The organism is Epibacterium sp. Ofav1-8, from assembly GCF_022348185.1.
In the GTDB taxonomy this organism is placed as follows: Bacteria; Pseudomonadota; Alphaproteobacteria; order Rhodobacterales; family Rhodobacteraceae; genus Epibacterium.
Window position 1 is genome coordinate 247,874 of sequence record NZ_JAKRFD010000004.1, and the last position, 13,449, is coordinate 261,322.

Below are 13,449 nucleotides of genomic sequence, written 5' to 3' on the forward strand. Positions count from 1 at the left end.
CTGTGGTTCAAGAAATGAAAGTACGCACGTGAGTTCAGACCCGACATCCCCGACCGCCAAGCGGGTGGCCGACCTGCCCCAGAACCGCCCGGTGCCCTTCACATTGGCACCCGAGGCCGGCGTCCTGGCAGAGCTGGCACGCGAACTGGACGTCGAGACCCTGCGCAAGCTGCGCTTTGAAGGCGAGATCAAGGCCCGCGGCAAACGCGACTGGACGCTCTCCGGCAAGCTTGGCTTTACCGTGGTGCAGCCCTGCGTGGTGACGCTGGAGCCGGTGACCACCCGCATCGACACGACGGTCGAACGGCTGTTCCTGGCCGATCTGCCGGTGCCGGAGGCCAGCGAGGTCGAAATGGGCGAAGATGACAGTATCGAACAGCTCGGCGATGTCATCGACCCCTTTGAGGTCATGGTCGAAAGTGTCGCCCTGAACCTGCCACAGTACCCGCGCAAGGCGGATGCCGAACTCGGCCAGCATCTGCATGCCGAACCCGGCACCACCCCGATGACCGATGAGGACACCCGCCCCTTCGCCGGGCTTGCAGATCTGCTGAAACCGGGCGACAAGGACAACTGAACGCGCCCGCCGCGCCTGCGACACCGCACTCAGCCAAAAAACCGCTTGCGCAAAAGCAGATTCGCAGTATTTTCGCGCGCTCATCGGAATTTTTGGTTGGACATCGGGACGGCTGCGGCCTACACGCACGTCACACCGCCCGTCAGACCGATTGACACGGAAACATGAAACGCGCCCGACGGCTCCTGCTGCCTGACGGCCCCAGTTAGACAAAGGTTGAGACATGGCTGTCCAACAGAACAAAGTATCCAAATCGCGCCGCAACAACCGCCGCGCGCACGATGCCCTGGTTGCTGCAAACCCGAACGAATGCTCGAACTGCGGTGAACTGCGTCGTCCCCACCACGTGTGCCCCTCCTGCGGTCACTACGACGACAAGGAAATCGTTGCACAGGCCGACGAGATCGACCTGGACGAAGACGCAGCCTGAGCCAAAACGGGATCACGAATGCCAGGCAGGCACGCAGTCGTATGACGGGTAACACCGCTCCATCGCAGGCAGATGCCCGCCGCACCGTGATTTCGGTGGACGCCATGGGTGGTGATGCCGGACCCGCAGTTGTGGTCTCTGGCATCTCCAAATCCGCCCGCAAGAATCCGGACATCCGGTTTCTTCTGCATGGCCCCATCGAACAGCTGGAACCACTCGTGGCCCGCAGGAAGCACCTGAAGGGCCGCGTGGAACTCCGTGACGCGCGCGACGTCGTCACGATGGAAGACAAGCCAAGCCAGGTCATGCGCAACGGCAAGGGCACCTCTATGTGGTCGGCCCTCGAAGCGGTGCGCAATGGCGAGGCCGCTGGCGTCGTCTCCTGCGGCAATACCGGCGCGCTGATGGCGCTGTCGATGCTGCGCCTGCGCAAGCTGCCTGGCGTCAATCGACCGGCGATCGCGATTCTCTGGCCCTCGCGCAATCCGCAGGGGTTCAACGTCATGCTCGACGTCGGCGCCGATGTGCGCGCCGATGCAGAGGATCTGCTGCAATACGCCCTGATGGGCACCTCCTATACCCGCAATTCGATGGACATCCCCTGCCCGCGCGTCGGGCTGCTGAATGTCGGCACCGAAGAGCACAAGGGCCGCGCCGAGCTGAAAGAGGCCTATAGCCTCATCGCCCAGAACGCGGAAAAGGCGAACTTCGAATTTGTCGGCTTTGTCGAGGGCAGCGATATTCCCGGCGACATCGCCGATGTGATCGTTACCGACGGCTTTACCGGCAATGTGGCGATCAAGACCGGCGAAGGCACCGCCAGCCTGTTGCGCTCGGCGATGCGCGAGGCGTTCGAATATTCCGTCCTGTCGCGTCTGGCGGCGCTTCTGGCCTATACCTCGCTGTCGCGCCTGTCCAAGCGCATCGACCCGCGACGGGTCAATGGCGGGATTTTTCTCGGGCTGAACGGCACCGTCGTCAAATCCCATGGCGGCGCTGATGCGACCGGCGTGTCGGCCGCGGTCAAACTCGCGTTTCTTCTTGCTGAACAGGGCTTTGCGGAAAAGCTCGCGGCCCGGGTTGCATCCGCCGTAGAGCTTGCCCAAGATGACGCAGCGTCCACCGACGCAGACGAGCCCGGCGATTCTGAGGCCGGGCACACGAAGTAAAAGGCAGGGAAACGAATGACGCGACGCGCAGTTGTGATTGGCGCAGGGCACTACCTCCCAGAACGCATTGTAGAAAACGCGGAATTCGAAGCCACGCTGGATACGTCCGACGAATGGATTCGCTCCCGTTCCGGCATCGAGCGCCGTCACTTTGCCGCGGAGGATGAGACCACTTCGCAGATGGCCACCCGCGCGGCCGAAGCGGCACTGAAATCCGCCGGGCGCAGTGCATCGGAGGTGGATGCCATCATCCTGGCAACCTCCACCGCCGATCTGACCTTTCCCTCTGCCGCCACCATGGTGCAGTCGCAGCTGGGCATGACCAACGGCTTTGCCTTCGACGTACAGGCGGTCTGCGCCGGTTTTGTCTATGCGCTGTCCAATGCCAACGCGCTGATTGCATCAGGTCAGGCCGACCGGGTGCTGGTGATCGGGGCGGAGACCTTCTCGCGCATCATGGACTGGACCGACCGCTCCACCTGCGTGCTGTTCGGCGATGGCGCGGGGGCGCTGCTTCTGGAGGCGCAGGACGGCGCTGGCACCGCGGACGACCGTGGCATCTTGGCCACCGACCTGAACTCCGACGGGCGCTACAAGGACCTTCTTTACGTGGACGGGGGCGTGTCGACCCAGTCCACCGGCCATCTGCGCATGCAGGGCAACCAGGTGTTCCGCCACGCGGTGGAAAAACTCGCCGCCACCGCCCATACCGCGCTGGCGCGCGCCGGGGCCAGCGCCGAGGATGTGGACTGGATCGTGCCGCATCAGGCCAATATCCGCATCATCCAGGGCACCGCCAAGAAGATGGGCTTGTCGATGGACAAGGTGGTCGTGACGGTTCAGGATCACGGGAACACCTCTGCTGCCTCGATTCCTCTGGCGCTCTCGGTCGGGGTCGAACGTGGCCAGATCAAACCGGGCAACCTCATCGTGACCGAAGCCATCGGCGGCGGTCTGGCGTGGGGTGCCGTGGTTTTGCGTTGGTAATACGGCCGAAACCGCGCCTTCCAATTCATTGATATTGACAGGGAAATTCCCCTCGCCCTATTGTTTTTGAAAACAACGGGGATGGCAATGACTGAAAAGACGATTACGAGAATGGATTTGAGCGAAGCCGTGTTTCGCGAAGTTGGCCTGTCGCGCAACGAAAGCGCTCAGCTTGTCGAGAGCATGTTGCAACACATGTCCGACGCGCTGGTGCGGGGCGAGCAGGTGAAGATCTCCTCTTTCGGCACCTTCAGCGTGCGGGATAAATCCGCCCGCGTGGGGCGCAACCCCAAGACCGGTGAAGAGGTCCCGATCCAGCCGCGTCGGGTGCTGACCTTCCGGCCCTCGCATCTGATGAAGGACCGGGTCGCCGACGGTAACCGCAAATAAACCGAGATCTGATAGCGAGCGCCAATCAGAACCGGCCCCCTTTGGGGCCGCAACCCGTGCGGAGCTTTCGCACCCAGAACAGTAGAAGGTCGCCCCAATGTCCAAGTCCCCTGACGCCTTTCGCACCATCAGCGAAGTCGCGGAATGGCTGGATATCCAGGCCCATGTGCTGCGGTTCTGGGAAAGCAAGTTCAACCAGGTCAAACCGGTGAAGCGCGCCGGCGGGCGGCGCTATTATCGTCCCTCCGACATGCTGCTGTTGGGCGGCATCCAGCACCTGCTGCACGAGGAAGGGCTGTCGATCAAGGACACGCAGGCACTGATCCGCGAAAAGGGCGTGCAGCATGTTCAGGCGCTCTCCAAATCGCTCGATCCCGAAGAGGAGCCGGTCGAGGCCAAACCGGTCAGCAAATGGGCGGACGAGGATCAAGCCTCTGATCCCGCAGAGAAAGCCCCGCGTCGAAGCGCCCTGGATCGCGATCCGCCGGAAGGTACGGAACCGCCGCCGCGCAAGGCCGCTCCGCCCACGCCGCCCCCCTTTGAGCCACCGTCGGCAGCGCCGTCCACGCCACCAGCCGCCCCCCCGTCCGATGCCGGACCGGCGGCCCCCGCGCCCGCCACCGTGCGTCCTGATGCGGCCCCCAGCAGCCCCGCGCCGGATGGGACCGAGGCTGACGTCGCGCAGGCGCCGCCCGCCGCCACCAGCGCAGAGCAGCCGCAGGCGCCCGATGCCGCCGTGGCCCCCGTCCCCCCGGGCCCCCAGGGGCCATCAGCAGAACCGGACCAGCCCATCGCCGCGGATCCCGCCGCCCCCGCGGCCTCTCCCGAGGTCAGCGCAAGGACAACGCAGGCTGCGGAGCCCACCGAGACCAGCGCGCATCCGACCGCCCCGGCGGAGCCTGAGGTCACGCCATCGCCTGCCCCGGACACAGCGCCGACACCGCCGCAGACCGCCGAGATTGAGTCCGCATCCACTCCCGCAGCCCCTGACGTCGCTGGCGCAACCGACGCGAACAACGAGGCTGACACGGGCACACCGCCGCCAGCCGCGCCCGCGCCCTCACGCGGCGGGCAGATCGCCATGCCGTTTGATCTGCCTGACACGCCGCCGCCGTCCCGCGACATGGCAACACAGGCCGCAGAGACCGCGCGCCTTGTGCCCAAACCTCCGGCGGCATCCGCCCCGGCGCAGGCGGCGGATGGCCAGCCTGATTTCTTCTCCGCCCCCGCAGCGCCTGCTGCATCCGCTGAGACAGACCCATCCGACGATGACGGAGGGGCTCCTTCCGCGCCGGACAGCGCGCCGATGGCCACGGACGCGCCGCACGAGACGCCGCCGCACCCCTCATTGCCCCAAGCCGATAACAGCGCCGCAACGCCAGGCGCCACGGCCGGGATCGACCCCACCGCCGGGATCGACCCCACCGCCGGGATCGAAGAGAGCGCTGCACCCGACGACGCCGCGCCTTCCGTGGCCACTGAGGCCGGGGCACCGCCCGTACCGTCGATGGCGACACCGGCCCCCTCTTCCGCCCCCTCGGCGCCAGACAGCGCCGGGATAGAGGCATCTGATGCCGCCGCCGAGACCGACGCGCCGGACATGCCACAGGCTGAAGAGCCATCCGCACCCGCGACCGAGACCTCCGACGCGCTAACCTCTGACACTCTGGCCTCCGCCAGACTGGCCCCTGTTGCCTCCGCGCCCAGCCAGACGCCGGAGCCGGATGCCCCTGACGAGGGCGAAAATGCCGACACCCGCACGGTTTCGGAGATTGCCGAGGCCATGGCGGCCGTATCTGCCGGGGTGCCCCCGGAGCCTCAGTCCGAGGTCGATCTGGGCGCAGACAGCGGTCCGGTGCCGGATGCCGCTGCGGACGATACTGCTGTGGAAGCAGCCCCCCTGGATGCAGCGGAGGTGCAGCCCGGCGACAGCGCTCCGACCGAGGACATATCCGCCGGCACCGATATCGACACCGACGACACACCGGAGCAGAGCGTGCCTGCCGCTGCCGCCCCTGCGGACACAAGCGCAGAACCGCGCGATCAGGACTTGGCCGCAGAGACGCCTGCCGAGGACGTGCCGGACACTGAGACCACAGTGCCCGATCCTGACGCCAGCTCCGACACCGATGCCCTAGAGGCCCTCCCGGACGGCGCGCCCGATCAGGACCCCACCGAGGACGCCACAGAGGACGCCGGCGCCGAGAGCCTGCACGATCAGGTAGACGCCCCCCTAAGGGCCCGCGTTGTGGACGCGCCCGATCCGCCGCTCCCTGGCCTCTCCGGCGCCGGTGCCGCGCAGGGTCCCCTGGCGCGTCTGTCGGCGCTGTCCGGCCTGCCCCCTGCCGCCCGTGCCGAACTTGCTGCAATCGTTGAAGACCTGCGCGCCTGCCTGCCCCCGCGCTGATCCCACAGCACGGACAGGCGGTGCAGAGGTGCCTTGAAAAAGCGTGAAAAAATCAAATTCGCCTCTTGCCCCTGCCGCAAAAAGCAGTAGAAAGCTCCAACAACGGGCTATGGCGCAGCCTGGTAGCGCGTCCGTCTGGGGGACGGAAGGTCGCAGGTTCGAGTCCTGCTAGCCCGACCATAACAAAACGCCCGAGCGGTCATCGCTCGGGCGTTTGTGTATCCGCCACCTGCTTTGCCGTTGGTTTTCCAAAAGATTTCGCGGCGTGCATCGCATATGTTGTGGCACGACAGAATATGCGTCAGCATCCCTCGGGACAGGGACGCCATCAGGGGAACGGCATATGACCGGTGTTTTGCCCAGCCAGACGATCGAAACCATGCTCGCGCGCGACGAGGTCAAACTCGCCGCCCCCTTGATTGAGGGCCAGATCCAGCCCGCCAGCCTCGATCTGCGTTTGGGCACCGTTGCCTACCGGGTGCGCGCATCGTTCCTCGCCGGTCAGGGCCGCAGCGTCGCCGAGCGCCTCGAAGAGTTTGAAATGCACCGCATCGACCTCAGCGATGGCGCGGTGCTGGAAAAGGGCTGCGTCTATGTGGTGCCTTTGATGGAATCGCTGGACCTGCCCTCAGACGTCACCGCCGTGGCCAATGCCAAAAGCTCCACCGGGCGGCTCGACCTACTCACCCGCACCATCACCGATGGCGGCGAAGAATTCGACCGCATCCGCGCAGGCTATTCCGGCCCGCTCTATGCCGAGATCTGCCCGCGGTCGTTTTCCGTTCTGGCGCGTCCCGGCATGCGCCTCAATCAGATCCGCTTTCGCAACGGTCAGGCGGTGCTGGACGACGCCGCTCTGGCCAAGCTGCACGCCGACACCCCGCTGGTGGATGGCGAGGCTGTGATCGAGGATGGGCTGGGCTTTTCCGTCGATCTGCGCCTGCCCGGCACCGATCTGGTGGGCTACCGCGCCAAACCGCACACCGGCGTGATCGACCTCGACCGGATCGCCGCCTATGACCCCCGCGACTATTGGGAGGAAGTGCGCAGCGACAAGGGCCGGATCATCCTTGATCCGGGCGCGTTTTATATCCTCGTCAGCCGCGAGGCGGTGCATATCCCGCCCGAATACGCCGCTGAGATGGCGCCTTATCTTGCGATGGTGGGCGAGTTCCGAGTGCATTACGCGGGCTTTTTCGATCCCGGCTTTGGTCATGCCGAAGCGGGCGGTGCCGGCTCTCGCGGGGTGCTAGAAGTGCGCTGCCACGAGGCGCCTTTTGTGCTCGAACACGGGCAAGTGGTGGGCCGTCTGGTCTATGAGCGCATGGCCGAGCTGCCGCAACAGCTCTATGGCGCGGGCATTGCCTCCAACTACCAGGGCCAGGGGCTGAAACTGTCGAAACATTTCCGCGCGCCGGAGTAACCGCCAGATCAACGCGGGTAGCTGGTGCTTTCAAGATCTACCGTGACATCGGCCTGCGCCGCGCGTTCCAGCACCGTCGACAGTGTCAGATAGGTGCTGGTGCCGCGCACGCCTTCAATGTCGTAGATCCTGGACAACAGCCCCTCCAGCGCATGCGGGCTTGCGACACGGACCTTCATGATCAGGCAGGTATCCCCGGTGGTGGAGTGGATCTCCTCCACTTCGGGAAATTGCTCCAGCGCGATAATCTCGCGGGTCTTGCCCCAGCCGATGGTATCGACATGAACAAAGGCGAGAATGGGTTTGCCCACCTGCGCGCCGTCGATCTGTGCTACGGTAGCCTTGATCGCGCCCGACGCCCGCAACCGTTTCACCCGCTCATGCACCGCCGGGGCCGAGAGGCCGACCTGCTCGCTGATGGCGGCATAGGATTGGGTCGCGTCGCGGCTCAACGCGCCTAATATTTTTCGGTCCAGGGCATCAATACCCCGGCTGGAACGGGAGCTGCTCCGAATGGTCTCTGTTTTTTCCATCTCTCGGCCTTTAACATCTTCACAGAATGAGTTTCACCGATTAGGCCAAACTGCCGAATGAAATTCAACATCAATCGAGACCTCTCATGTCACCTTCTGCCCCGCCGCTCTGGATCTCTATCGCCACATTGATGTGTGCCATTGCCATCGTGGGCACCAATGCGCTGCTGCTGTCGCCGCTGGTGCAGACGGTGGGGACGGATCTTGCGGCCAGCCCGGCGCAGGTGCTCTGGGCCTCCAGCGGCTATGGGCTTGGGGTGGCGGCGGCGGCGCTGATGCTTGCGCCCATAGGCGACCGCATCGGTGCAGGCAGGCTGTTGCGGATGGCCCTCGCCGCGCTGACACTTGGCTTTGTCGCGAGCGCACTGGCCCCCACGCTGGTCGCCCTGATCGCAGCACAGGTGCTCTGTGGGATTGCCGGGGGGGCCGCACTGCCATCGATCTACACCATGGCCGCCGTGATCGCGCCAAAGGGCCGCGAGGCCCGTGTGGTGGGCGCGGTTCTCACCGGCTGGACACTGTCGCTGGTGCTGGGCGTCAGCCTTGCCGCGTGGAGCGCGGAACTGGTGGGCTGGCGCATGGTCTACGGCGCGCTCGCCGCGCTCTGTGCGCTGGTCTGGGGGCTCAGTGCCCCGCTGGCACGTCTGGACGAGCCGGGAGGATCGGCAAGCTCACCTCTGAGCGCGCTCAGGGTTCCGGGGATGGGACGGGGCATTCTGGCCTCTGTCGGGCTGATGCTCAGCTTCTATGTGACCTATTCCTACACCGGCGCCCATGCCACGGTCACCCTTGGTCTCAGCACCGGTCAGGCGGGGCTGTTGCCGCTGATCTATGGGCTTGGCTTTGGCGGCGCGGTGCTTCTTGACCCGCTTCTGGACCGGGTCGGGATAGCGCGGGCCACAACGCCGGTTTTCCTCGCGCTCAGCCTTGTTTACGTGGCGATGGGCGTCTTTGGTGCCAGCTATCCGCTGTTTCTTGCACTGGCGGTTCTGTGGGGGATTTTCCAGCACTTTGGGCTGAACCTGCTGGTGGCGCGTCTGACGGTGCTGGATGTGCGCCAGCGCGGCGCCATCATGGGGCTTTACTCCACCACCACATATCTCAGCGTCTTTGCAGCCCCGTTTGTCGGCGGGATTGGATTTCAGGCCCTCGGCATCCTTGGCTGTGTGCTGATTTCAGCCGCGCTGACCACCATTGCCGCGATCGAGGCGCTCAGCCTGCGCCGCACACTCCCCTTCAGGACTGATCCCGCTGCGCCCGACGTGCCCGACGCGCCTGCCTGACGGCCCGGATGCGCTCACGCTCGGCCTGTTCCTCCGGGGTGCGTTCGGCGCGCTGCGGCGGGTGATCGCCACGGCTTGATTTCTTGCCGCCGCCGCGTTTGGCGACAGCGTTGATCCCGGCGTTTACGCCCGCGTTCACCGCCCGCCCGATCAGGCGGCGCAGGACCATATTGGCGATCCGGTCAAATCCCATAAAAACCTCGCTGGGGTTGCTGTGATATCAACTGCACTCTTCCATATAGGGGCGGAGTGCGGCGATTTCTTGGCATCGCGCACATGCGTCAGTCCTCGTCGAACAGCTCTGGTTGTTCCTCGTCGCGGCGTTCGTCCTCGCTGTCGCCCTGACCGATGGGGAAAGCGCCCGGTGGTGGGCGGTTCTCCAAGAGCCCGGCGGCGCGCAGTTCCTTAAGCCCCGGCAGATCACGCGCGCTCTCCAGACCAAAGTGATCCAGAAAGACCGGCGTCACCACAAAGGTCACCGGCCGCCCCGGTGTCATCTTGCGCCGCCCGAGCCGGATCCACTCCATCTCCAGAAGCTGGTCGATGGTGCCGCGCGACACCGATACGCCGCGGATCTCTTCGATCTCGGCCCGGGTCACCGGCTGGTGATAGGCAATGATCGCCAGGGTCTCGATGGCGGCGCGCGACAGCTTGCGGCTTTCCACCGTTTCCTTCTGCATCAGATAGCCAAGGTCCGGGGCCGTGCGCATCGCCCAGGCCTCGCCCACTTGCACCACCCGCACGCCGCGCCCCTCGTAACGCTTGCGCAGATGCTCCAACGCCTCGCCGGGGTTGCAACCATGCGGCATACGCGACATCAGATCGCGCACGGTCACAGGCTCCGCACTGGCAAAGAGCACCGCCTCCACCATGCGTTCCTGTTCCGCCATGGGGGGAGCGTCAAACAGGCTGTCGCTGTCACGGCGCGGCGACTGCTGCGCGTCACTCTGGGTCTGGTCGTCCATCAATTCTCCTCTGGCCGGTTGCGCAGCTGGATCGGGGCAAATGTTTCGCTCTGGCGGATTTCCATCTTGCCCTCCTTTACCAGTTGCAGCGAGGCGGCGAATGTGGCGGCGGTCGCCGAGCGGCGCTTGACCGGATCACTGTGCCAGCCATCCGGCAGGTAGCTCAGCATATCGGTCCAACTGCCGGTAAAGCCAAGCAGACCGCGCATGCGTTCCAGGGCTTCTTCCATGGTGAACACGCTGTCGCGGTCCATCACAAAGGGGCGGAATTCATCCTTGGTGCGGATGCGGGCATAGCCCTGCATCAGGTCGAGGAGGTTCGCCGTATAGGTCACGGTCTTGATGCGCTGCACATCCTCGGCCTGTCCCCGCGCAAAGAAATCGCGCCCCAGCCGGTCCCGCGCCATCAGCCGGGCCGCCGCATCGCGCATGGCCTGCAAACGCTCCAGCTGAAACGCCAGATGTGCGGCCAGTTCCTCACCTGAGGGGCCTTCCTCTTCGGGGTCCGGGGGCAGCAGCAGGCGGGATTTCAGGAACGCCAGCCAGGCCGCCATCACCAGATAGTCGGCCGCCAGCTCGATGCGCAGCTCCTTGGCCTTTTCCACAAACGTCAGGTACTGGCGCGCCAGCTCATAAACCGAGATCTGGCGCAGATCCACCTTCTGCGTGCGCGACAGCGTCAGCAGCAGATCAAGCGGCCCTTCAAAGCCCTGCACATCCACGATCAGCGCCTCGGCTTCGAGCCGCTCCTCGACCGTCAGTGTGTCCTCTGGAAATAGCGAGTCTTCGTCAGCCATATACCTGTCCGCCCATGAGGGCAGATAGTTCCGCTTCCACCGCCTCGGTGTCAAGCGCAGCAGGGGTTTGGCGGCAGGCAAGAGCCGCCTCGGCGCGCCGTTGTGCGGCGTCAGTCATCAGGCCGGCAGCCTCCACAACGGCAGCACGCGCCGCCAGCGAGGAGTTGCAGAACAGCGCAACATCACAGCCTGCATCGAGGGATGCCCTCGCAATTACCCCGGCCGCCATATCTGGATCGTCTGGCCGCAGGCCGGACAGCGCCCGACCCTCCCCCTGGGAGGGCGCTTCGTCCCCACCCAGGCTCGGGCGTTGTTCTGGTTGCTGAAGCTCAGGTGCCCACAAGGCCTTCATCGAGATGTCATCCGTCATCACCAGACCATCATAGCCCAGTTCCTGCCGGATCACCTGCATCATCACAGGCGAGAGCGTCGCCGGGCGCGGATCAAACGCGTCGTAAACCAGATGCGCCGTCATCGCCATCGGCAGGTCGTTGAGCGGCGTGAAGGCAGCAAAATCCTCGGCCCGCAGCACCTCAGCTGAGGCTGTCACATGTGGCAGATCATGGTGGCTGTCCATGGTGGAGCGCCCATGTCCGGGGATATGTTTCATCACCGGCACCACGCCCCCGTCCAGATGCCCCTCGGCACAGGCGCGGGCAATGGCGGCCACATCGGCGGCATCGGTCCCGTAGCACCGATTGCGCAAGAAGAGATGCGTCCCCGCACCCGCGACATCCGCCAGCGGCGCACAATTGCTGTCGATGCCAAGGTCGTGCAGTTCCGCCGCAATCAGCCGGGCCCGCAGATACATCGCCCGCATCGGGTCAGAGGCTGCCTCCACATGATCCAGCGCCGGACGCCACTCGCGCGCAAGCGGCGCGCGCAGCCGCTGCACCCGGCCTCCTTCCTGATCAATGGTGATCAGACAGTCATGCCCCGCCGCCGCGCGAAAATCATCACACAGCGCGCGCAGCTGATCGGCGCTGTCGATATTGCGGGCAAAGAGGATAAAGCCAAAAGGCGCTGCCTCGCGGAACAGCGCCTTTTCATCAGCCGTCAGACGCAGACCTTCTGCGTCGAGGATCGTCGCGCCAAACCGCATCGGCTCAGCGCATCGTCACAGGGATACAATCCGCATTGCCCGCCACCAGGGCCGAGCAGAAGCGACGCGCGTCCGACAGGTCCTCGAACCCATGGGCGCGCAGACGGTAGAAAATCCGGCCACCGCTCTCGGCACGCTGCACCACGCGGGATTTATCGTCAAAGAACTCGCCAAATTTGCCGCTGATCCGGGTCCATTCGCTGCGCGCAACCTCGGCGCTCTCATAAGCGCCCAGCTGTGCCAGCCGGGTGCCCACGGCAAGGCTCTTGGGGTCGACCTCCGCCGCGGCGCTGCGTTGCGGCGCAGCGCTCTCGTTTGCGGCCACGGGAGCAGGCGCAAAACGGGCCGGCCGGACAAGCGGACGCGGCGTGACGCGCACGCCGGGGGCATTGCGCACGGCTGCGGGCACTTTGGTCGCATCGATCGAGGCCACCGTGGCACCGTCCAGCGGTTCCGGCTGCACGATCGCCGCAGAGGTCTCGCGCAGATCCTCAAGCGGCACCGCCCCGTCGGTCAGGGACGCCACCAGCGCGTCGATATCGTTGCTGCGCTGCTCGATCGGAGAGACATCCGCTTCGGGCGTCTCGGAGGTTTGCGCAACCTCGGCCGCCGCGGCTTCCAGCGCCGCTTCTTCTTCGGCCGCTTCGGTCAGGGTCGGCACGGGTTGGTCGTCCTCGGTCAGGGCAATCGCCTGCGGGGCAAGCCGCAGCGTGTCGGCGGGATCCTCGGCGATGCCGTTGGCCGCGACCGCGTTCACCGCCAGCCCCTGATGATCCGCCAGCTCGCCACCGGGATCTTCGGGCGCCACCCGCATCGGGCCGGACACCGCGCTCACCACGGGAACGCCAGAGACATCGCGCATGATCAGCTTGTAGCCCCAGACAGAGATGCTCACCACCAGCGCGATCGAGGCTGCAGCGCCCAGGAACGCGGCCATGCGGCCCAGCTCTCCGCGGCCCGCTTGCGGGGCAAACAGCTCTTCCTCGTCGCCGCCATAGCCATCGCCATAGTCGCCGACATAGTCATACCCCGCATCCGGGTAGCCATCCGCCGCCGCATAGGCGCCCGCGGAGCCGCCACCGGCACCGGCGCCGGAAAAGGTTCCGACGTTTACCGATGGGGACGGGCTGAGGCCAAAGCTGGGATAGGGTGTTTCCGGCACCGCCGCCTCGACCATGGGGTCCGCCGGGGCTGGCGCGGGCTCTGCCGCGCGAGAGTATTGATGAGAGGAAAACGGATCGAAGGCCACGCCCCCGTTATCACCATCGCCATTTGAAGAGGGGGCGCTGGCGCCCACCTGTGCAAAATATGCCATATCCGCCTCACTGCCCTTGTGTCACAGGCGGCCCGCCTGAAATCCGGCGGGGCCACTGTGCATCGGGTCTC

Annotated in this window: 14 protein-coding genes and 1 tRNA gene; 9 read left to right on the forward strand and 6 right to left on the reverse strand. The window is 65.4% G+C overall.

Annotated features, from left to right (window positions below):
• Positions 1-28 precede the first annotated feature (28 nt).
• From MHM97_RS08600 to MHM97_RS08635, 8 genes are all read left to right on the forward strand, one after another.
• Positions 29-577, forward strand: a complete 549-nt coding sequence (locus MHM97_RS08600; protein WP_239321840.1) for a YceD family protein — start codon at positions 29-31, stop codon at positions 575-577.
• A 223-nt stretch (positions 578-800) separates the two neighbouring features.
• Positions 801-1,007, forward strand: a complete 207-nt coding sequence (gene rpmF, locus MHM97_RS08605) for a 50S ribosomal protein L32 (protein ID WP_005623419.1) — start codon at positions 801-803, stop codon at positions 1,005-1,007.
• Positions 1,008-1,048: 41 nt separating this feature from the next.
• On the forward strand, positions 1,049-2,176 hold the full coding sequence (gene plsX / locus MHM97_RS08610) for a phosphate acyltransferase PlsX (protein WP_239321842.1): 1,128 nt from the start codon (positions 1,049-1,051) through the stop codon (positions 2,174-2,176).
• Between the two features lie 15 nt (positions 2,177-2,191).
• Positions 2,192-3,163: a beta-ketoacyl-ACP synthase III gene (locus MHM97_RS08615; protein ID WP_239321844.1), complete on the forward strand. Its 972-nt coding sequence runs from the start codon at positions 2,192-2,194 to the stop codon at positions 3,161-3,163.
• An 87-nt stretch (positions 3,164-3,250) separates the two neighbouring features.
• Positions 3,251-3,553: an integration host factor subunit alpha gene (ihfA, locus tag MHM97_RS08620; protein ID WP_106164605.1), complete on the forward strand. Its 303-nt coding sequence runs from the start codon at positions 3,251-3,253 to the stop codon at positions 3,551-3,553.
• A gap of 97 nt (positions 3,554-3,650) precedes the next feature.
• A complete protein-coding gene (locus MHM97_RS08625) occupies positions 3,651-5,960 on the forward strand; it encodes a MerR family transcriptional regulator (RefSeq protein WP_239321846.1) in 2,310 nt (769 codons plus the stop codon).
• Positions 5,961-6,063: 103 nt separating this feature from the next.
• Positions 6,064-6,140 (forward strand) — tRNA-Pro (locus MHM97_RS08630).
• Positions 6,141-6,303: 163 nt separating this feature from the next.
• Positions 6,304-7,383, forward strand: a complete 1,080-nt coding sequence (locus MHM97_RS08635) for a 2'-deoxycytidine 5'-triphosphate deaminase (protein ID WP_239321848.1) — start codon at positions 6,304-6,306, stop codon at positions 7,381-7,383.
• Positions 7,384-7,391: 8 nt separating this feature from the next.
• On the opposite strand, the gene MHM97_RS08640 is transcribed toward MHM97_RS08635, so the two are convergent.
• Positions 7,392-7,916, reverse strand: a complete 525-nt coding sequence (locus tag MHM97_RS08640) for an Lrp/AsnC family transcriptional regulator (protein WP_239321850.1) — start codon at positions 7,914-7,916, stop codon at positions 7,392-7,394.
• Positions 7,917-8,002: 86 nt separating this feature from the next.
• On the opposite strand from MHM97_RS08640, the gene MHM97_RS08645 reads away from it, so the two are divergent.
• On the forward strand, positions 8,003-9,199 hold the full coding sequence (locus MHM97_RS08645) for an MFS transporter (protein ID WP_239321852.1): 1,197 nt from the start codon (positions 8,003-8,005) through the stop codon (positions 9,197-9,199).
• On the opposite strand, the gene MHM97_RS08650 is transcribed toward MHM97_RS08645, so the two are convergent.
• The 5 genes from MHM97_RS08650 to MHM97_RS08670 form a co-directional block, all read right to left on the reverse strand.
• Positions 9,153-9,392 carry a hypothetical protein gene (locus tag MHM97_RS08650; RefSeq protein ID WP_114962678.1) on the reverse strand — a complete coding sequence of 80 codons (240 nt, stop codon included), beginning with the start codon at positions 9,390-9,392 and terminating at the stop codon, positions 9,153-9,155. The two genes, MHM97_RS08645 and MHM97_RS08650, sit on opposite strands and share 47 nt — an antisense overlap.
• 88 nt (positions 9,393-9,480) lie before the next feature.
• A complete protein-coding gene (gene scpB, locus MHM97_RS08655; protein ID WP_239321854.1) occupies positions 9,481-10,164 on the reverse strand; it encodes an SMC-Scp complex subunit ScpB in 684 nt (227 codons plus the stop codon).
• On the reverse strand, positions 10,164-10,961 hold the full coding sequence (locus tag MHM97_RS08660) for a segregation and condensation protein A (protein WP_239321856.1): 798 nt from the start codon (positions 10,959-10,961) through the stop codon (positions 10,164-10,166). Before MHM97_RS08660 ends, scpB begins: the two co-directional genes overlap by 1 nt.
• Positions 10,954-12,063, reverse strand: a complete 1,110-nt coding sequence (locus tag MHM97_RS08665; RefSeq protein ID WP_239321858.1) for a glycoside hydrolase family 3 N-terminal domain-containing protein — start codon at positions 12,061-12,063, stop codon at positions 10,954-10,956. Before MHM97_RS08665 ends, MHM97_RS08660 begins: the two co-directional genes overlap by 8 nt.
• Before the next feature lie 4 nt (positions 12,064-12,067).
• Positions 12,068-13,378 (reverse strand): SPOR domain-containing protein, encoded by a 1,311-nt coding sequence (locus MHM97_RS08670; protein ID WP_239321860.1) that lies wholly within the window; start codon positions 13,376-13,378, stop codon positions 12,068-12,070.
• Positions 13,379-13,449: the final 71 nt, after the last annotated feature.